Source organism: Arthrobacter sp. lap29 (assembly GCF_032458965.1).
Classification (GTDB): domain Bacteria; phylum Actinomycetota; class Actinomycetes; order Actinomycetales; family Micrococcaceae; genus Specibacter; species Specibacter psychrochitiniphilus.
On sequence record NZ_JAUCEK010000008.1, the window covers coordinates 35,973 to 53,814 of the forward strand.

The following is a 17,842-nucleotide window of genomic DNA, read 5'->3' on the forward strand; positions in this document are numbered from 1 at the left end:
TGACGGATCAGCACCTTCCGCTATGGATCGTGAAAAAGAAAAGGACTTTGTGCACGTGCCTGTGAACAATCCCGGCGGGCCATCGCGCCCCAGCCACCACAGCGGCGCCACTTTGGCGGAACTAGCCGAGGTGGCGGGCGCCGCCCTGGGCCCCGCCCTCGCCGCCCAGGGGGACCTGCGGATCACTGGTGTGAGCCTGGACTCGAGGACTATCCACCCGGGCGATTTGTATCTGGCGCTGCCCGGTTCCCGCAGTCACGGAGCCACCTTTGCCAATGCAGCTGTTGCCGCAGGTGCACTAGCCATCATGACGGACGAATCCGGGCGCAGCCTTCTGGGGGATTCGGTGCCCGTGCCCGTACTTGCGCTATCTGACGTACGTGCCGTGGCCGGGCCTGTGGCCGCGCGGGTGTACGGCACCACCGGTACGGGAGATTCCGGTCACCGCCTGGAACTATTCGGGCTGACGGGCACCAACGGGAAAACAACCACAACTTATTTCCTGAACTCACTGTTGCGGGCCTTGGGGCATAGCACCGGTCTTATTGGAACCATTGAAATTCTGGCCGGTGAGGAGGCCATCCCCAGCAAGCTGACCACTCCGGAATCCACTGATGTCCACGCGCTGCTGGCACTCATGGCGGAGAAGGACCTGAGTGCGGCGTCCATGGAAGTTTCATCGCACGCACTGGCTTTTGGCCGGGTGGACGGTGTGGTGTTTGATGTTGCCGGTTTCACCAACCTCACCCAGGATCACCTTGATCTCCATGGTGGCATGGAGGGTTACTTTGACACGAAGGCCGCCCTGTTCACCCCCGCGCATGCCCGCCACGCCGTCATCACCGTCGATGATGACTGGGGCCGGCGCATGGCCGAAGGCGCCAGTGTCCCCGCCGTGACCTTGTCCACTGATCCGCTGGCAGCTACTGGCAGTGCCCAGTGGCAGGTGCGTGAGGTGCAGCGCGAGGGCGTGGGCTCACGCTTTACGCTTAACGGTCCCGCCGGGGCTGTCCTGAACGTCCACACGGGCCTTCCCGGGGGCTTCAACGTCTCCAACGCGGCCTTGGCTCTGCTCATGGTGACCACGCATCTGCTCGGCACAGGCACAGGCACAGGCACAGGCTCCAGCACAGACTCAGCCTCAGGCGCCGGGACCACCTCAGGCCCGGGTTCCGGTGTCGGGCCTGGCATACAGATGCTGACGGTACTGACCCGGCTGCAGGAGGCCCTGGATCGATTCGACCCGTTTACGGTGGAGGTCCCCGGCCGGATGCAGTTGATTGGCACAGCGCCCGTTGCCGTGGTGGACTTCGCACATAACCCGGACGCGCTGGCCCGCGCGCTGGACGCGGTCCGCCCCAGCGCCCCTGATGGCCGCCTCATCGCCGTCTTTGGTGCCACGGGGGAGCGTGACGCCAGCAAACGCCCCATCATGGGCGCCGTGGTGGCGCAGGGGGCGGACGTGGTGATTATCACTGACGATGATCCCCACGATGAAGATCCGGCCGCCATCCGTGCCGGGGTGCTCGCTGGTGCCCGGGAAGCTGATCGAGACGGCGCACTGGGACGCGTCATTGAAGAATGTGATCAGCGTGCCAAAGCGATTCTCCGCGCCGTTGAACTGGCCAGGGCACAGGATGTCATCCTCGTTGCTGGACGTGGTCACGAGGTGTATCAAGAGGTTAAAGGGGTCAATATTGCCCTCGATGACAGGGTTGAATTGCGGAAGGCGCTGGCGTCCCGCGGATTCCCACTTACCGGAGCAAGCAAGATAGAGTCCCCAACTGATGATTGAAATTACTGCAGCCCAAATCGCCGAGCTCACCCAGGGCGTCCTGACCCAGGGCGCCGACCCTGACGCACGCATTGACATAGCCGCCATTGTTACCGACTCCCGTGATGCCGTGGCGGGCAGCATGTATGTTGCCAAGGCCGGAGAGAGCGCCGATGGCCACCACTTCCTCGGCGCAGCTTTTGCTGCCGGCGCGGTCCTTGCCCTGGCTGAGCGGGAAGTGCAAGACGATTCCGGAACCGTGTTCCCTGCTGTTATTGTCGCCGACGCCGTGCTCGCCATGGGTGCCCTGGCGGCACATGTGGTAGGCCTGATTCGCAGCCACTCACCACTGACGGTCATTGGTATCACCGGCTCGGCGGGTAAAACCACCACCAAGGACCTGCTCCAGGGCATTTTGTCACCGCTGGGAGCCACCGTGGCCCCTGAGGGATCCTACAACGGTGAGGTAGGGGTTCCTCTGACGGTCTTCCGGGCCGTGGCCGAGACCCGCTTTCTAATCATTGAAATGGGTGCCACCAAGATGGGCCACATCAAGTATCTCGGCGCCATGGTGCGCCCAGACTTGGGCGTGGTCTTGGGTGTGGGCAGCGCGCACGCCGGCGAGTTCGGCTCCATCGATAACATCGCCCAAGCCAAGGGCGAACTCGTTGAAGCACTGGCGCCCTCAGGTCGTGCTTTGCTGAACTACGACGACGGCCGGGTCCGGGCCATGGCCTCCCGTTCGGTAGCGCCCGTGAGCTTCTTCAGCAGTGCTGATGCAAACAGCAGTTCCGAGATGGTCCAGGCCCGCAATGTGCACACCAACGCGCAGGGCCAGCCGGAATTTGAGTTGAGCTTTCCTGGCCACCCAGAGCCACTGCACGTTTCGAGCAAGTTGTTGGGTCTGCACCATGTGAGCAACTTACTTGCCGCGGCAGCCGCAGCCTTTGCCGCGGGGGCAGCACCAAAAGATATTGTTGGCTCGCTCAATGAGCAGCATGCGGCCAGCCGGTACCGGATGGAACGAACCGATCGCAGCGACGGCGTGACAGTGATCAACGATGCCTACAATGCGAACCCTGAATCCATGCGGGCAGCCCTGCGTACCCTTGCGGAGCTGGGCGGCAGCGGAGCCCGGCGCACCTGGGCCGTGCTGGGCGAGATGCTGGAACTAGGCGATGCTTCGGTCCTGGAACACGATGCAGTGGGCCGTGTTGCCGTGCGGCTGAACATTTCCCGCCTTTTGGTGGTGGGCCAGGGTGCGCGGGCCATGCACGTTGGCGCCGTCATGGAAGGATCCTGGGGCAATGAATCCATGTTTTTCCCTGACGCAGCAGCCGCGGCAGCCGTCCTGGAAGCCGAGCTGGCGCCAGGAGACGTTGTTTTATTCAAGTCTTCCAATGGCGCCGGACTGCGGTTTCTGGGTGATCGGATAGCATTACCCACGGGGAACAGCCCCACATCAACGAGTGAGACTACTTCAGGCGAAAGGACTGCCCAGCCATGATTGCACTACTCATCGGAGCTGGCTTGGCTCTTGCCTTTGCCATGATCGGCACCCCCCTGTTCATACGATTCCTGGTCAAACAGGGCTACGGGCAGATCATCCGGGAAGACGGGCCCACCAGCCACCAGATCAAACGTGGAACTCCCACCATGGGCGGTACCGTTGTCATCGGTTCGGTTGTCGCCTCCTACTTCATCACCCACTTGATCGTGTGGCTGATCAACCCAAACTTGCCCGGACCGAGCGCCTCCGGCCTGCTCATGATCTACCTTATGGTGGGCATGGGCGTGGTGGGTTTTCTCGATGACTTCCTGAAAATCACCAAGCAGCACAACACCGGGCTGAACCCCGCCGGCAAACTCATTGGCCAAGCTGTTGTAGGCATTTCGTTCGCAATCATGGCGCTGGGGTTTCCGGATAGCGAAGGCCTCACCCCGGCCAGCACCTTCATTTCTTTTGCCCGTGACATCCCCTCACTGAACCTGGCCTTTGCAGGGGCAGGGTTGGGTGTGGTGCTGTTTGTGATCTGGTCCAACTTGATCATCACGGCAGCCACGAACGGCGTAAACCTGACGGACGGCCTGGATGGGCTGGCAACGGGTGCGGCGATTCTGGTGTTCGGTGCTTACACCCTCATGGGTATGTGGCAGAGCAGCCAGGGCTGCGGTTCCCGTAAGGTGCCCTCCGAAACAGTCTGCTATCAAGTCCGTGACCCGCTGGACCTCTCATTGATTGCAGCCATCATGTTTGCGGCTCTGATCGGCTTCCTCTGGTGGAACACCTCCCCGGCGAAGATCTTCATGGGTGACACGGGTTCGCTCGCCATTGGCGGCGCCATTGCCGGTTTCGCCATCCTCTCCCGCACCGAGTTGCTCCTGCCCATCATTGGTGGACTGTTCGTGCTGATCTCCTGTTCCGTCATTATCCAGGTGGGCTTCTTCAAGCTCTCCAAGGGCAAGCGCGTCTTCCTCATGGCCCCGCTGCAACATCACTTCGAGCTCAAGGGCTGGCGTGAGGTGACAGTTGTTGTTCGGTTCTGGATTCTGGCAGGACTGATGGTAGCTGTGGGACTGGGAGCTTTTTATGCTGAATGGATAGTTCGACTGTGAGCGCACTGCAAAACCAATCTGAATCGCTGAACCGATTTGAATCACTGACCAGTTGGGACGCCGATTGGGCCGGCCTGCGTGTGGTTGTCACGGGCATCAGTAAAACAGGCTTTTCCGTGGCCGATACCCTCGCCGAACTCGGAGCCCATGTGGTGGTGGTGGCCGCCTCAGATGATGAAGAGGCCGTGGCCAACGCGGACACTCTCAAGATTGTGGGCGTTGCCGAGGTGATTCTCGGTGAAGCCTCCTCCACAGTGTTGCCACTGGTCAAGGGTGAACCAGCCGAGCTCGTTGTAACGAGCCCCGGCTACAAGCCCACGCACCCCTTGCTCGCCGCTGCTGCGGCGGAGGGGATCCCCATTTGGGGAGATGTGGAACTGGCGTGGCGTGTGCGGGAGAAGGCTGGGCGAAAGACTGCCCGCTGGATCACCATCACCGGCACCAACGGAAAAACCACCACCACCACCATGGTGGAATCAATGCTCCAGGCTGCTGGCCTGCGCGCCATAGCCGCAGGAAACATTGGCACACCCATACTTGATGCCGTCCGTGATCTTGAAGGCTGGGATTTTTTGGCAGTGGAGCTCTCCTCCTTCCAATTGCACTGGACACAATCGCTGGCTCCAACCGCCAGCGTTTGCCTGAATCTTGCCGAGGACCATGTTGACTGGCATGGCAGTTTCGCAGCCTATGCAGCCGAGAAGGCAAAGATCTACGCCAATACCGAGATCGCTTGCATCTACAACGCCGAGCAGATCGAGACCGAGCGGATGGTTCAGGAAGCTGATGTGCAAGAGGGCTGCCGGGCAGTGGGCTTTACTACCGGTATCCCGTCGATCGGCATGGTCGGGGTGGTAGAAGGCCTGCTCGTGGACAGGGCCTTCATTGCAGAACGCAAGGACTCCGCCGCTGAACTGGCCAAGGCCAGCGACATTGGTGATTTAGTTCCGCGCCACCTTATGGCCAACGCTGCTGCCGCTGCCGCACTGGTGCGGGCCTGCGGACTCACTCCCCAGGATGTGCGCAAGGGGCTGATCAACTACCACAATGGGGACCATCGCATCCAATCCGTGGCCATGTCGGAAGGCGTCCTGTGGGTCAATGATTCCAAGGCCACCAATCCGCATGCTGCCTCCGCTTCGCTGGCTGCCTTCAAACCAGTCATCTGGATTGCCGGCGGCCTCTCCAAAGGGGTCGACTATGACGACTTGGTGCGCAACCACGCGGCGCGGCTCAAGGCAGTGGTGCTGATTGGCACTGACAGTTCGGCGCTGGCAGCGTCACTTGCCAAATATGCGCCAGATGTTGCGGTTATTGCCACCCAGGCACCCGGCGGGCGCCGTTCCAGCGGATCCGCTCTTCCGGGAGACGCCGTCATGTCGGAGGCTGTAGCCGTTGCCGCCTCGCTGGCCAGTGAGGGAGACACGGTCCTCATGGCGCCGGCGTCGGCCTCCATGGATCAATTCACCTCTTACGCCCACCGCGGCAACGCCTTCATTGGCTCTGTGCGGGAATTGCTGGAATCGCGGGCAAGCGCCAACAAGGAGTCATAGTGGCCAAAACGCCCGCACAGCCACGCAGTTCCGCCAAAAGCATGCCCGCCATGGCCAATGACGGTGCGGTGTCCGCACAGGACGCGGCCAAAGTTTCCGTGGCGGAAAAAGGGAGTCCAGCCAGAGGTAAAGCATCGCTTGGGTCCGCAGTAAAAAGCGGTGCCGGAGCAAAGGGCGGCGGGCCTGTTCGCAAGCCCCTGGCTCGCTACCGTAACTGGTTCAATAGCAAAGTGGGTAAGCCCACCGCCAGCTACTACTGGATCATCGGTACCGCCATCGCGTTGACCATGATTGGGCGCATGACGGTACTCTCGGCGTCGACAGCAGAAACCATCTCCAAGGGACAGGACCCTTACGATCTCTTCATTAAGGAATCGGGCTTTGCTGTGGTGGGCCTGGTCCTGATGTTCTTGTTGTCCTGTGTGCCGAGGAACAGGTGGAAAAAGTTTGCCCCTTTCCTCCTCGGCTTGGCAGTGCTGTTGCTCATCTTAGTTTTCACACCCTTGGGTGTGAACGTACAGGGCAACCTGAACTGGCTCAGCATTGCCGGCTTGCAGTTCCAGCCGTCGGAAGCAGCAAAGCTGGCGCTGGCAATCTGGATGGGAGCCGTGTTGGCGGCCAAGGGACGTCTCTTGCGCAAGCTGGTGCATGTGCTGGTGCCCGCGGCTATTGGGGCTGGCGCGATCATCTTGCTGATCCTCTTGGGTCATGACCTGGGAACCGCCGTGATCGTGGGGATGATGGTGATTGCCGGACTGTGGTTTGCTGGCGTACCCAAGAGATTCCTTGCCCTGGCGATGGGTGCCGCAGCCATTGTTGTTGTGATCTCAAACCTCACCAGTGATAACCGAACCGGACGGTTTGCCAGCTGGTTGGGCGACTGCAGCGCCCCAGGTGCTTGCGACCAATACCTCAACGGCGCCTACGCCTTAGCCTCTGGTGGCTGGTTTGGTGTTGGGCTGGGTCAGAGCCGGCAAAAGTGGAATTGGATTCCCGAAGCGCACAACGACTTTATCTTCGCCATCATTGGAGAGGAGTTTGGCTTACTGGGCAGCATTCTCATTGTGGGCCTCTATGCTGTCCTGGCATTTTCTATTTTCCGAGTCATTAACTCACGTAACGATCCCTTCTCACGAATAGTCTGCGGCATGATTTTGACGTGGATTATTGGCCAAGCGATCGTCAACATTGGCGTTGTGGTGGGCCTGCTGCCCGTGTTTGGTGTGCCGTTGCCGTTGATTTCTTATGGTGGCACGGCGCTGATCATGGTCCTGGCAGGCGTGGGCGTGGTCCTGTCCTTTTCCCGCACTGAGCCAGAAAGCAGTTTGAAGACTTCATGACAGAGAACCACACCACCGCACTCTCAGTGGTCCTTGCCGGGGGAGGCTCGGCCGGCCATGTGAGCCCGTTGTTGGCTATTGCGGCTGCGATCCGGGCGAAGGCTCCGGAAACCGCGATTCTTGCCGTCGGCACCAAGGAAGGGCTGGAAACCACGCTTGTTCCGGCCGCCGGTTTTGAGCTGACGTTCGTGGAGCGAATTCCGCTGCCACGGAAGCCGTCCATGGATCTTGTAAAATTGCCCGGACGCATGCTCCGGGCCATCAGAGACGCCAAAACAATCCTCAATGATGCCCAGGCCGATGTTCTGGTAGGTGTGGGTGGTTATGTCTGTACCCCCATGTATTTGGCTGCCAAGTCGCTGGGTGTCCCGATCGTGATCCATGAGGCCAATACGAAGGCCGGTTTGGCCAACAAGGTGGGCGCCCGCTACACCACACATGTGGGGACGGCGTTTGCCGAGACCGCCATCCGGCACGCCCACCTGGTGGGCATGCCCATGCGCAAGGAAATTGCCAGCTTGACCCGTCATGCGGGGCAAGCTGCGGCCACCTCCCGGCTGGGTCTGGCGGTGGGCAAGCCCACACTGATTGTCACGGGGGGCTCACTCGGAGCCCTGCGCTTGAACCAGGCCATTGCTGCATCCTTGCAGGCGCTGGCCGATGCAGGCATTCAGACATTGCACATCACGGGCAAGGGCAAGACTGTTCTCGGCGATGACGGGGCTGCCCTCGCTGCGCCGGGCTACCAACAGGTGGAATACGTGGATTCCATGGAAGATGTCTATGCGGCAGCAGATTTGCTGTTGTGCCGCTCAGGTGCCGGAACCGTCTCGGAGGTGGCCGCCGTCGGGCTTCCCGCAGTGTTTGTGCCCTTGCCCATAGGAAACGGTGAACAGGCCCGCAACGCGGCCGGGCTCGTGGCGGCCGGCGCGGCGCTTCTGGTGCCCGACGGGGACGTGGATGCCGCGTGGGTATCTGCGGAATTGATACCGCTGTGCCTTGACGCGCCGCGGCTGGCACGCATGGCCGCCAACGCCTCTGAGCTGGGCATCCGTGACGCCGCCGAAAGCATGGCCGCCATGGTGTTCGCCGCGAGTGGGAAGTAAAGAATCATGAGCGAAAAGAAAAGTACCCCCATGTATATTCCACCCACACTCGCCGAGCTGGGACGGGTTCACTTCATTGGCATGGGAGGCGCTGGAATGTCGGCGATCGCCCGGATCATGCTGAGCCAGGGACTACCCGTCAGTGGATCAGACGCCAAAGAATCGCCCGGGCTAGCGGAACTGGCCGCCCTCGGTGCCAGAGTCTATGTGGGCCAATCCGGCGCCAATGTGGATGAGGCTGACACAGTGGTGGTCTCCTCAGCAATCCGTGAAAGCAACCCTGAACTGTCTGCTGCACGCGCAGCAGGTCTGCGCATCCTGCACCGCTCCCAGGCACTCGCCGCAGCCATGGCCGAGGATATTGTTGTGGCTGTTGCCGGCACGCACGGGAAAACCACCACCACCTCCATGATTACCATCATGCTGCGCGGGGCAGGTGTTGACGCCTCCTTCGCGGTGGGCGGGACAGTGCAGGGCTTGGGCGTCAATGCCGGCCATGGCAGCGCGGGAGTGTTCGTGGCTGAGGCTGATGAATCGGATGCGTCCTTCTTGAACTACCGGCCGCAGATTGCCGTTGTCACCAACCTCGAAGCGGATCATCTTGACCACTACGGCACGGCCCAGGCCGTGTTCGCCGCTTTTGACCAGTTCGCCCAACTCCTCCCGGCCGGGGGAGTGCTGGTGGCGTGCGCTGACGACGCCGGATCTGCGGCCTTGGCTGCCCAGTCCGCTGCCACCGGAACACGCACCATCACCTATGGTTTTGCAGATGATGCCAACGTCAGGCTGCTCCCAGGCCATCACCACGGGCTGCTCACCACAGCATCCGTGCTCCTGCAAAACCTGGAGGGGTCAGAACGCACCCTCGAGTTGCGCCTGCAAGTCCCTGGTAACCACAACCTCAGCAATGCTGCTGCGGCTGTGGCCGTGGCGCTTGCCCTGGGCGTGGATGCAGAGCGTGCCGTTGAGGCACTTGGCACATTCAGCGGAGCTGCCCGCCGCTTCGAAGCCAAGGGAGAGGGACGTGGCGTGTGCGTCTTTGACGACTATGCGCACCATCCCACCGAGGTCACTGCAGCGCTGCGCGCTGCCCGAACGGTTGCCGGCGCACACAAGGTGCACGTCTTATTCCAGCCGCACCTATTTTCCCGCACTGCCGAGTTCGCCACCGAGTTCGCCAAGGCACTTGACCTGGCGGATACCGTGGCTGTTCTTGACATTTATGCTGCCCGGGAAGATCCCGTCCCCGGAGTCACCAGTGAGCTAATCACGAGGGAGCTGAACAAGCCCTTCGGCTACGCTCCGGATCCTCTGGCGGCCGTGGCACGGTTGTGTGCTGGAGCCGCTGCCGGTGACATCATCTTGACGGTAGGTGCCGGAGACGTGACGGAATTTGGCCCTGTGCTGGTGGCGGAATTGACCTCAGGGGACGTCCATGGCTGAGCCGCGCAAACCGCGGGTTATCCGCACCCGCACCCCAGCCTCACCTCCTGCCTCACCGCCTGCAGGCAAGCAGAGGGAGGGCCTTTCCAACAGCATGGAGGTTCCTGCGGGCACTGGTGATTCCGCTGCCACGGCAAAATCCGCCGGCAGCCTAGAATCCGCTGGCACGGCAAATTCCGCTGGCACGGTACATTCCGCTGGCACGGTACGGGGCACGAGCGAGAAGGTGGCCGTGGTTCCGGTGCCCAGTGAGAAAGCCAAGCCGTTCATGTGGGTGCCGCGTCTGAAAGCCAGCCTCAAACCTGCTTCAAAGACTCCGGACGCCAAGGTGGCGGGTGCAAAGACTCCGGACGCCAAGGTGGCGGGTGCAAAGATTCCGGCGGCGCCGGAATCACGTTCGGGAAAGGAGCCGGCGGGGAAGGGCTCGGCACTGCCCGAAGCGAGCAAGCCTGTTTCCAGTGAGCCTGTTTCTAAGAGGGTGGGTTCTGATAAGTCAGTTTCAAGTAAGGCTGCGGCGAAACACCCCACTGCGCTTGCTAGTGCCGGCTCTGAAGATGATGGCGTGGCGCAGGTGCTGGCGTTTCCGATGCCTGAACATAAGCGACGGCGTCGGACTTTCCTGATCTCTGCTGCGGGCGTGGTGGCTGTCCTTGCCCTCGTGATGGGCATCGCCTTGTACTCGCCGGTCTTGGGTGTGAAAACCGTTGTCTTTGACGGCAACAAGTTAGTTAGCGAACACACGTTGCAACTGGCCCTGCTGCCCGTCATGTCCCGGCCGTTGCCACAAGTCACGGAAGCTGATGTTCAGGCGCTGCTAGAACCAGTGGTTCAGGTCAAGAGCTCAAGGATTGAGGCCAGGCCACCCTCCACGCTTGTGGTCCATGTGGTGGAGCGCGTACCTGTGGCGCTGCTAAAGAACGGCAAATTGTTTTCTCTGGTGGACCAGGACGGTGTTGAGCTGGGCACAACCATGGACTCTACAACTGCGGCGCTGCCCCTGATCGATGGCGGGAAGGCGGTCATTGGCAAAGCTACTTTCGCGGCCATGACGGCTGTTTTGGCGACCTTGCCCAAATCCATCCTGACTCAGCTTGCCAATGCCACAGCCAAGTCTCCGGACGCCGTGGAATTGCGGCTCACTGATGGGCGAAGCGTCATCTGGGGTAACGCCAATGACATGGACCTGAAGGCGCAGGTGTTGGAGGCGTTGCTGAACGCTCCGCCACCCACGGCCCAGGAGGGCAAGCCAGTACCGGTGCCTGCGCAGGTATTTGACGTCAGTGCCCCACGTCACCCGGTGACCAGGTGAGGGCAGGACAGAGGCGCCTTGTTCTGTGAGAACATTCTTAAAGAAGGATTTTTGACGTTTTTTTTGCGGATTCGGGCGACACGCGGCGGCGGTAATTGCATGCGGCGCAGATGCACCATAGCGTCACTGACAAGAGTTAGTTGACATAACTATAACCTTCAACTTGAAGGTTAAGCTACCAAGGGTTCAGGCATTGCTTCAAGGTTGCTCCCAGGATTGATGCTGGCAGCTGGCAGGCACTTTGGATTCTCGGTAGCAAAGCAAGCTTTTTTGATCTTCGAAGCAACATACGAACAAGGGACACGTAACGTGGCAGCACCCCAGAATTACTTGGCAGTCATCAAAGTCGTCGGCATCGGCGGCGGCGGCGTAAATGCAGTTAACCGCATGATTGACGTGGGTCTGCGCGGCGTTGAATTCATCGCCATCAACACCGACGCCCAGGCGTTGCTGATGAGCGACGCCGACGTCAAGCTTGACGTTGGCCGGGAGCTGACGCGCGGACTTGGCGCCGGCGCCAACCCCGACGTTGGTCGCCAAGCGGCAGAGGACCACCAAGAAGAAATTGAAGAAGTCCTGCGTGGGGCTGACATGGTCTTTGTTACGGCCGGTGAAGGTGGCGGAACAGGCACTGGCGGTGCCCCCGTGGTGGCCCGCATTGCCCGCTCTCTTGGCGCCTTGACCATCGGTGTGGTCACGCGTCCGTTCACCTTTGAGGGCCGCCGCCGCGCCTCAAGTGCCGACAACGGCATTGAAGCGCTGCGCGACGAGGTAGATACGCTCATTGTGATCCCCAATGACCGCCTGCTGTCCATCAGTGACAGGAATGTCTCCGTCATGGATGCCTTCCGTTCCGCGGACCAGGTGCTGCTGTCCGGTGTGCAAGGCATCACTGACCTGATCACCACCCCCGGCCTGATCAACCTTGACTTTGCGGACGTTAAATCAGTCATGCAAGGTGCCGGTTCAGCGCTTATGGGCATCGGTTCTGCCCGCGGTGAGGACCGTGCTGTCAAGGCCGCCGAGCTTGCCATCGCCTCCCCGCTTCTGGAAGCCTCCATTGATGGCGCCCACGGTGTTCTGCTCTCCGTCCAGGGTGGATCTGACCTTGGCCTCTTCGAGATCAATGAGGCCGCCCGCCTTGTCCAGGAAGTGGCCCACCCCGAAGCCAATATCATCTTCGGTGCTGTCATTGATGACGCATTGGGCGATGAGGTGCGGGTAACGGTTATTGCCGCGGGTTTTGACGCCCCGGACGCCGCACCTGAAGTTGCTGAGCCGGTTGCCGCCGCAGTCCCGCCCGTACCCGCTGCCGTGCCCAGTGGTGCAAGTGTCACAAACCTCAACCAGTGGGGCCAGCAGTCCGCAGCACATGTCCCCGCCGACGGGGGCTTTGATGTGGAGCTGCCCGCTATTGTGGAGCCAGATCTCACCGGTCACCGCGCCGACGAACTGGATGTTCCCGACTTCCTGAAATAGGGGACGTCCCGCCGGCAGCAACCGCTGCCGGCACGCATTTTTCAATCACAATAAGTCATGAATGGTCAGGTTGGTCCAATGTTTTCCCACCAGGAAGTGCGCCCCGGAATTTGGGTCGGCTTCACCGGGACGGAAACAGGCAACCTGGCCTTTCATGTTGGGGATGATGGAGGGGCCGTAGCCCGCCGCCGGGCGGCCTTGAATGCGGCACTGTCCGAGGCCGTCGGAACGGACGTGGCCCTGGCGTACATGAACCAAGTTCATGGAAACGCGGTAGCCATTCTCTCTGCGGGGGCTGCAGCAGGGAAACCTGCTCCCACGGCCGATGCCATGGTCACCTGGGGAACTGCAGGAGCCGGGGTGGCGGTCATGGTGGCCGACTGCGTCCCTGTGGTTCTCGTGGGGGAAACCCTCGATGGCGGTGTGCTGCTGGCCGTGGCACATGCCGGCCGGCCCGGGGTGGAGCGAGATGTCATCGGGGCTGTGGTCTCGGCCATGCGAGCCGCCGGTGCAGACGCCATCGAGGCGTGGCTAGGCCCCAGTATTTGCGGGTACTGCTATGAAGTCCCTGACCAGATGCGCCAGAGTGTTGCTGTGAAGGAACCAGAATCTTTTGCCACCACCTCCTGGGGAACGCCTTCCCTGGACTTGCCGGCAGCGGTGCTGGCGCAACTTCGCAGCAATCACGTCACCGCCCATCCCAGCGGGGAATGCACCCTTGAAAACCACGCATTCCACTCCCACCGGCGTGCTATCCGAGATGGATCGGCAGAGGGCCGATTCATCGGGTTCGCCGTATCCGCCCGGTAGCCCACCAGCTGCCTTTGCGCCAGGAAAGTAAACAACGCCATGAATTCGCAAGACCCCCGCACCCGTGAGCTCGCTGAGCGATTGGCGCAGGTCAAGGAACGCATCCATGCCGCCCAACAAGGGTCCACCGCACCCACGTTGATTGTTGTCACAAAATTCCATCCAGCCGCGGATGTGCTGCGACTGCGCAGCCTGGGCGTGTGTGATGTTGGTGAAAATCGTGACCAAGAGGCAGCCGCCAAAGCCACGGAGGTGGGGGCAATCGATGCTCATCAGCTGCGCTGGCACTTCATTGGACAACTGCAAAAGAACAAGGCTAAATCAGTGGCAGCCTACGCCCATTCGGTGCAGTCAATAGATCGAGGGTCCCTCGTCACGGCACTGGGTAATGCCATGGTTCGCCAGCAGGACGCAACAGGGCGTGAGGCGCTCGAGTGCTTCATTCAGGTTGATCTCTCCGGCGCCTACCCGGATCTAGCGCTGGCACCGCAGCCGGACGGACCCTCGCACAGCGGCAGGGGAGGGGCAACGCCGTCGTCAATTGCTCAACTGGCAGCCCAGATAGCCCAAGCCTCTGGACTGCGACTGGCAGGGCTCATGGCGGTAGCGCCTCTGGGCGTGGCGCCAGAACCTGGGTTCTCGTTGCTGGGCGAGCTCTCAGCCAAGCTGGTATCCGAACATCCTGAAGCCACCAGCATTTCTTCTGGTATGAGCCACGATCTTGAGGCAGCACTGCTCGCCGGGGCGACACACCTGCGTGTCGGTTCGGATATCCTCGGACCGCGCCCGCTGGTGCGGTAGCGTTTTGAAGACAACAGGAACGCAGTACAGCTGTTGACCAACGAGTTTCTAGCTTGGCACATTAATGAGGAGCAACCATGGCTAGCGCTATGCGCAAGACAATGATCTTTCTTGGGCTCGCCGACGGGGACGAGCACTACGACGCTGAGTACGCTCCGGCGTTGCCCAAGGAAGACGCCGCCGTAGAGGTATTCGAACGAGCTGCTGCCCCGGCCCCGGCACCAGCAGCGGAACCTGCCGCACCCAAGGCCGGCGACGAAGAATACCGCGCACCGGTGACCCCCATCAAGCGTGCCGCATCAACCCGGGAAGAGGCTGAAAGTTTGCGCCAGATCACCACAGTCCATCCTCGTTCCTACAATGATGCAAAGATCATTGGGGAAAGTTTCCGGGACGGCATTCCCGTCATCATGAATGTCACCGACATGGGTGAAGCTGATGCCAAGCGCCTGGTGGACTTCTCTGCAGGGCTAGTCTTCGGACTGCGCGGCTCAATTGAGCGGGTCACCAACAAGGTCTTCTTGCTCTCACCGTCATATATTGAGGTGCTCGGCGATGACAAGAAGATCTCGGACACCCAGGCCAGTTTCTTCAATCAGAGCTAACACCTTGTCTTAGACGACTTGTCTTAACCAAGATATTTTGACTGCCCGGGCACAAAGTGTCCGGGCAGTTCGTTAAGCTGAAGACATCAGAGTTACCTGCGTCCGGGACGTTCCGGAAGCGCACCGATGAGTCTGGCTGCAAGGTTCAAGTTTTTTCTCCTCCTAGGGATTGTGTGCACACGCGTGACAATTGTTTTTGCTCTCCTCTACCTGCTCCTGCTGCTCTATTTCCTGACGCTGCTGCTGCGCATGGTGTTCGACTGGATACAAGTATTCGCCCGTGACTGGCGTCCCAAGGGCGCAGCTCTCGTTGGAGCCTCGCTCGTGTACAGACTCACCGATCCGCCGCTGCGTAAACTCCGGGCCATGATTCCACCGCTTCGGATTGGCTCCGTTGCGCTGGATATTGGCTTCCTTTTATTGCTCGTTGCCGTGGGTATTGGCATGAGTGTGACAAAAAGTTTTGTCAGTTAGAGCCGCGTCGTTAGTTTTCAGCGACAAAAGGCTATATTGTAAAAAGCGATAGAACCCAAGTTCAGATCTCCAGATTTGTATTCGGTACCGTAGTCCGGGGAAGGTTTCGGCCGGTGTCTGACTCACATAAGACCAATGAGGTGACTAGATGGCGCTTACGCCAGAAGACGTTGTCAACAAGCGGTTCCAGCCGACAAAGTTTCGTGAAGGCTATGACCAGGACGAAGTCGACGATTTTCTTGACGAGATCGTCGTTGAGCTTCGCCGACTCCATCAGGAAAACGACGAGTTGCGCAAGCAGCTCGAGCAGGGTGGTTCCAACCCCGCAACGGCCCCTGCCCCGGTAGCACCGCTACTGGCCAAGGAGCCCGCGAAGGTTGAACCCGAGCCCGCAGTTGTTGAGCCTGAGGTAGTTCAGGCCCCCGCAGCTCCGGAACCCGTTGTGGAAGAAAAGGTTGTTGCGGCTCCGGCTCCTACAGCACCGGTTTCCGCAGCACAGTCCGCCAGCGGTGTCCTTGCGTTGGCCGAGCGCCTGCACGATGAATATGTCAGCGCGGGTGTTGAGCAGCGTGACAAGATCATTGCTGAGGCCCAGATTGAAGCCAGCACACTGGTGAACGATGCCCAGGAGAAGAGCCGTAAGACGCTCGGCGCCCTGGAGCAGCAGCGTTCAGTGCTAGAGCGCAAGGTAGAGCAGCTTCGCGGCTTCGAGCGCGATTACCGCTCACGCCTGAAGAGCTACATCGAAGGCCAGCTGCGCGACTTGGACGCCCGCGGCTCAGTGGCAGCCCCGGATTTCACCGAGAGCAGCCTGGAGTCCTAATTCCAGATAACTAGAAGCCGGTGGTGCAAGGAAACTTGTTCCACCGGCTTTTAGTTTCTTAAGTTCCAACAACGGTGCCACCCGTCACAGGGCGTGGATGATTTGGCGCCTATGATGGAAGGAATCCCATTGCCCAATCAACTGAAAGCGTTATGAGCGAGAACTCTTTGCCGGCGCCCGCTGCCAAGCCCCGCCGCCACTTCTGGTGGCTCTGGCTCGGCGTGGCGGCCTTTGCCTATATTTGTGACCAATTAACTAAATGGTGGGTCAGTTCCACCATGGAATTGGGTGAGAAAACCCCTGTTATTCCTGGTGTTTTGCAGTGGTACCACATCCTGAATTCTGGTGCGGCGTTCTCCATTGGCGAGAATTTCACCTGGGTATTCACCATCATCATGGCGGCTGTTTCTGTTGCCATCATTGTCTTTGCCCGGCGCATCCGTTCGCTTTGGTGGGCCATTGGCTTGGGTCTGGTCCTGGGTGGCGCCCTAGGTAACCTGACCGACAGGCTGTTCCGTCCGCCGTCGTTTGGCATGGGCCACGTGGTGGACTTTATTTCCTTCCCCAACTTCGCCATTTTCAATATGGCGGATATGGCTGTTGTGGGCGGCGTCATTGTGATCTGCCTGCTCACTCTGCTGGGTATCTCGCTAGATGGCAGTAGAGCTGTCGCTAAAGCCACGGCGTCCAATGTCACAGAAACGAAGTCCGCAGAAGTTGCAGGGCATGAAGGGGAGGAAGATAATGACTGAAACATTCGTGGTTCCAGAGGCTGTTGCCGGGATCAGAGCCGACGCCGGGCTGGCCACTTTGCTGGGCATCTCCCGATCCGCTGCTGCACTGCTGTGTACGGAGGGCAATGTCTTACAAAACGGTGCTTCCATGGGCAAGAGCGAGAAGTTTAGTGCCGGGGCCAGCATCCAGGTGACCATTCCGCCGCGGCGTGATCCGCTGGAGGTTCGCATTGAGCCCGTCGAAGGATTAAAGATCCTGCTAGATGACGATGACTTTGTGGTGGTTGACAAGCCTGTGGGTGTGGCAGCACACCCTTCCCCGGGCTGGGTAGGTCCCACAGTAGTCGGGGGGCTGGCTGCCGCCGGTTACCGCATCTCCACCTCCGGCGCCCAAGAGCGGGTGGGCATTGTGCACCGACTGGATGTGGGCACCTCGGGAGCCATGGTGGTTGCCAAAACCGAGCACGCCTACACCGTGCTAAAGCAGGCGTTCCGTGAGCGAACCGTTGAGAAGGTCTACCACGCTGTGGTGCAGGGGCTGCCTGATCCGTTGCAGGGCACCATTGACGCCCCCATTGGCCGCCATCCGGGCCATGACTGGCGCTTCGCGGTCATTGAAGACGGGCGCCCCTCCATCACTCACTATGAGGTGCTCGAAGCGTTCGGCAAGGCTTCCCTCGTGGAGGTGCATCTGGAGACCGGTCGCACCCACCAAATTCGTGTCCATTTCTCTGCCCTGCGCCACCCCTGTGCCGGAGATCTCACTTACGGGGCGGATCCGAAGTTGGCGGCCGAACTGGGCCTGACCCGTCAATGGCTGCACGCCCACAAGCTCGGTTTCACGCACCCGTCATCGGGGGAGTGGGTCAGTGTCACCAGCGCCTACCCGCAGGATCTGAACTACGCACTGGATCACCTGCGCGGCGAACACTAGCCCCACCTCCAGCGCTCGGTTACTTTTGGCTCACTTTCACA

Annotated in this window: 16 protein-coding genes; all 16 read left to right on the forward strand. The window is 60.5% G+C overall.

Annotated features, from left to right (window positions below):
* The first annotated feature begins 22 nt into the window (after nucleotides 1–22).
* The 16 genes from RY113_RS13800 (at nucleotide 23) to RY113_RS13875 (ending at nucleotide 17,801) form a co-directional block, all read left to right on the forward strand.
* The gene (locus RY113_RS13800; RefSeq protein ID WP_315915022.1) at nucleotides 23–1,795 is read left to right on the forward strand and encodes a UDP-N-acetylmuramoyl-L-alanyl-D-glutamate--2,6-diaminopimelate ligase; all 1,773 of its coding nucleotides are present in this window, start codon (nucleotides 23–25) and stop codon (nucleotides 1,793–1,795) included.
* On the forward strand, nucleotides 1,788–3,281 hold the full coding sequence (murF, locus tag RY113_RS13805; protein WP_315915023.1) for a UDP-N-acetylmuramoyl-tripeptide--D-alanyl-D-alanine ligase: 1,494 nt from the start codon (nucleotides 1,788–1,790) through the stop codon (nucleotides 3,279–3,281). Before RY113_RS13800 ends, murF begins: the two co-directional genes overlap by 8 nt.
* Nucleotides 3,278–4,390 (forward strand): phospho-N-acetylmuramoyl-pentapeptide-transferase, encoded by a 1,113-nt coding sequence (gene mraY / locus RY113_RS13810; RefSeq protein ID WP_110106039.1) that lies wholly within the window; start codon nucleotides 3,278–3,280, stop codon nucleotides 4,388–4,390. The genes murF and mraY overlap by 4 nt, the downstream gene beginning before the upstream one ends.
* The gene (gene murD / locus RY113_RS13815; RefSeq protein WP_315915024.1) at nucleotides 4,387–5,943 is read left to right on the forward strand and encodes a UDP-N-acetylmuramoyl-L-alanine--D-glutamate ligase; all 1,557 of its coding nucleotides are present in this window, start codon (nucleotides 4,387–4,389) and stop codon (nucleotides 5,941–5,943) included. The genes mraY and murD overlap by 4 nt, the downstream gene beginning before the upstream one ends.
* Entirely contained in the window at nucleotides 5,943–7,283 is a 1,341-nt protein-coding gene (gene ftsW, locus RY113_RS13820; protein WP_315915025.1) for a putative lipid II flippase FtsW, read from the forward strand. The genes murD and ftsW overlap by 1 nt, the downstream gene beginning before the upstream one ends.
* Entirely contained in the window at nucleotides 7,280–8,389 is a 1,110-nt protein-coding gene (gene murG, locus RY113_RS13825; RefSeq protein WP_110106042.1) for an undecaprenyldiphospho-muramoylpentapeptide beta-N-acetylglucosaminyltransferase, read from the forward strand. Before ftsW ends, murG begins: the two co-directional genes overlap by 4 nt.
* 6 nt (nucleotides 8,390–8,395) lie before the next feature.
* The gene (murC, locus tag RY113_RS13830) at nucleotides 8,396–9,832 is read left to right on the forward strand and encodes a UDP-N-acetylmuramate--L-alanine ligase (protein ID WP_315915026.1); all 1,437 of its coding nucleotides are present in this window, start codon (nucleotides 8,396–8,398) and stop codon (nucleotides 9,830–9,832) included.
* On the forward strand, nucleotides 9,825–11,141 hold the full coding sequence (locus RY113_RS13835; RefSeq protein ID WP_315915027.1) for a cell division protein FtsQ/DivIB: 1,317 nt from the start codon (nucleotides 9,825–9,827) through the stop codon (nucleotides 11,139–11,141). Before murC ends, RY113_RS13835 begins: the two co-directional genes overlap by 8 nt.
* Before the next feature lie 309 nt (nucleotides 11,142–11,450).
* Complete coding sequence (ftsZ, locus tag RY113_RS13840) at nucleotides 11,451–12,620, forward strand: cell division protein FtsZ (RefSeq protein WP_315915028.1); 1,170 nt, start codon at nucleotides 11,451–11,453, stop codon at nucleotides 12,618–12,620.
* Nucleotides 12,621–12,698: 78 nt separating this feature from the next.
* Complete coding sequence (locus RY113_RS13845; RefSeq protein WP_315915029.1) at nucleotides 12,699–13,430, forward strand: polyphenol oxidase family protein; 732 nt, start codon at nucleotides 12,699–12,701, stop codon at nucleotides 13,428–13,430.
* Between the two features lie 39 nt (nucleotides 13,431–13,469).
* Complete coding sequence (locus RY113_RS13850; protein ID WP_315915030.1) at nucleotides 13,470–14,231, forward strand: alanine racemase; 762 nt, start codon at nucleotides 13,470–13,472, stop codon at nucleotides 14,229–14,231.
* Nucleotides 14,232–14,308: 77 nt separating this feature from the next.
* Entirely contained in the window at nucleotides 14,309–14,836 is a 528-nt protein-coding gene (locus tag RY113_RS13855) for a cell division protein SepF (protein ID WP_110106046.1), read from the forward strand.
* Nucleotides 14,837–15,019: 183 nt separating this feature from the next.
* Nucleotides 15,020–15,310: a YggT family protein gene (locus RY113_RS13860; RefSeq protein ID WP_110106230.1), complete on the forward strand. Its 291-nt coding sequence runs from the start codon at nucleotides 15,020–15,022 to the stop codon at nucleotides 15,308–15,310.
* 148 nt (nucleotides 15,311–15,458) lie between these two features.
* Nucleotides 15,459–16,133, forward strand: coding sequence for a DivIVA domain-containing protein (locus RY113_RS13865; protein WP_315915031.1), 675 nt, complete (start codon nucleotides 15,459–15,461; stop codon nucleotides 16,131–16,133).
* 152 nt (nucleotides 16,134–16,285) lie between these two features.
* Entirely contained in the window at nucleotides 16,286–16,885 is a 600-nt protein-coding gene (gene lspA, locus RY113_RS13870; protein WP_315915032.1) for a signal peptidase II, read from the forward strand.
* Nucleotides 16,878–17,801, forward strand: coding sequence for an RluA family pseudouridine synthase (locus tag RY113_RS13875; protein WP_315915033.1), 924 nt, complete (start codon nucleotides 16,878–16,880; stop codon nucleotides 17,799–17,801). The genes lspA and RY113_RS13875 overlap by 8 nt, the downstream gene beginning before the upstream one ends.
* Nucleotides 17,802–17,842: the final 41 nt, after the last annotated feature.

Coding starts and splice junctions, on each gene's coding strand:
- murG (WP_110106042.1), top strand. CDS start 7,280: ATGACAGAGAACCACACCACCGCACTCTCAGTGGTCCTTGCCGGGGGA.
- RY113_RS13845 (WP_315915029.1), top strand. CDS start 12,699: ATGTTTTCCCACCAGGAAGTGCGCCCCGGAATTTGGGTCGGCTTCACC.
- murF (WP_315915023.1), top strand. CDS start 1,788: ATGATTGAAATTACTGCAGCCCAAATCGCCGAGCTCACCCAGGGCGTC.
- RY113_RS13875 (WP_315915033.1), top strand. CDS start 16,878: ATGACTGAAACATTCGTGGTTCCAGAGGCTGTTGCCGGGATCAGAGCC.
- RY113_RS13865 (WP_315915031.1), top strand. CDS start 15,459: ATGGCGCTTACGCCAGAAGACGTTGTCAACAAGCGGTTCCAGCCGACA.
- RY113_RS13850 (WP_315915030.1), top strand. CDS start 13,470: ATGAATTCGCAAGACCCCCGCACCCGTGAGCTCGCTGAGCGATTGGCG.
- mraY (WP_110106039.1), top strand. CDS start 3,278: ATGATTGCACTACTCATCGGAGCTGGCTTGGCTCTTGCCTTTGCCATG.
- murC (WP_315915026.1), top strand. CDS start 8,396: ATGAGCGAAAAGAAAAGTACCCCCATGTATATTCCACCCACACTCGCC.
- RY113_RS13800 (WP_315915022.1), top strand. CDS start 23: ATGGATCGTGAAAAAGAAAAGGACTTTGTGCACGTGCCTGTGAACAAT.
- RY113_RS13855 (WP_110106046.1), top strand. CDS start 14,309: ATGGCTAGCGCTATGCGCAAGACAATGATCTTTCTTGGGCTCGCCGAC.
- lspA (WP_315915032.1), top strand. CDS start 16,286: ATGAGCGAGAACTCTTTGCCGGCGCCCGCTGCCAAGCCCCGCCGCCAC.
- RY113_RS13835 (WP_315915027.1), top strand. CDS start 9,825: ATGGCTGAGCCGCGCAAACCGCGGGTTATCCGCACCCGCACCCCAGCC.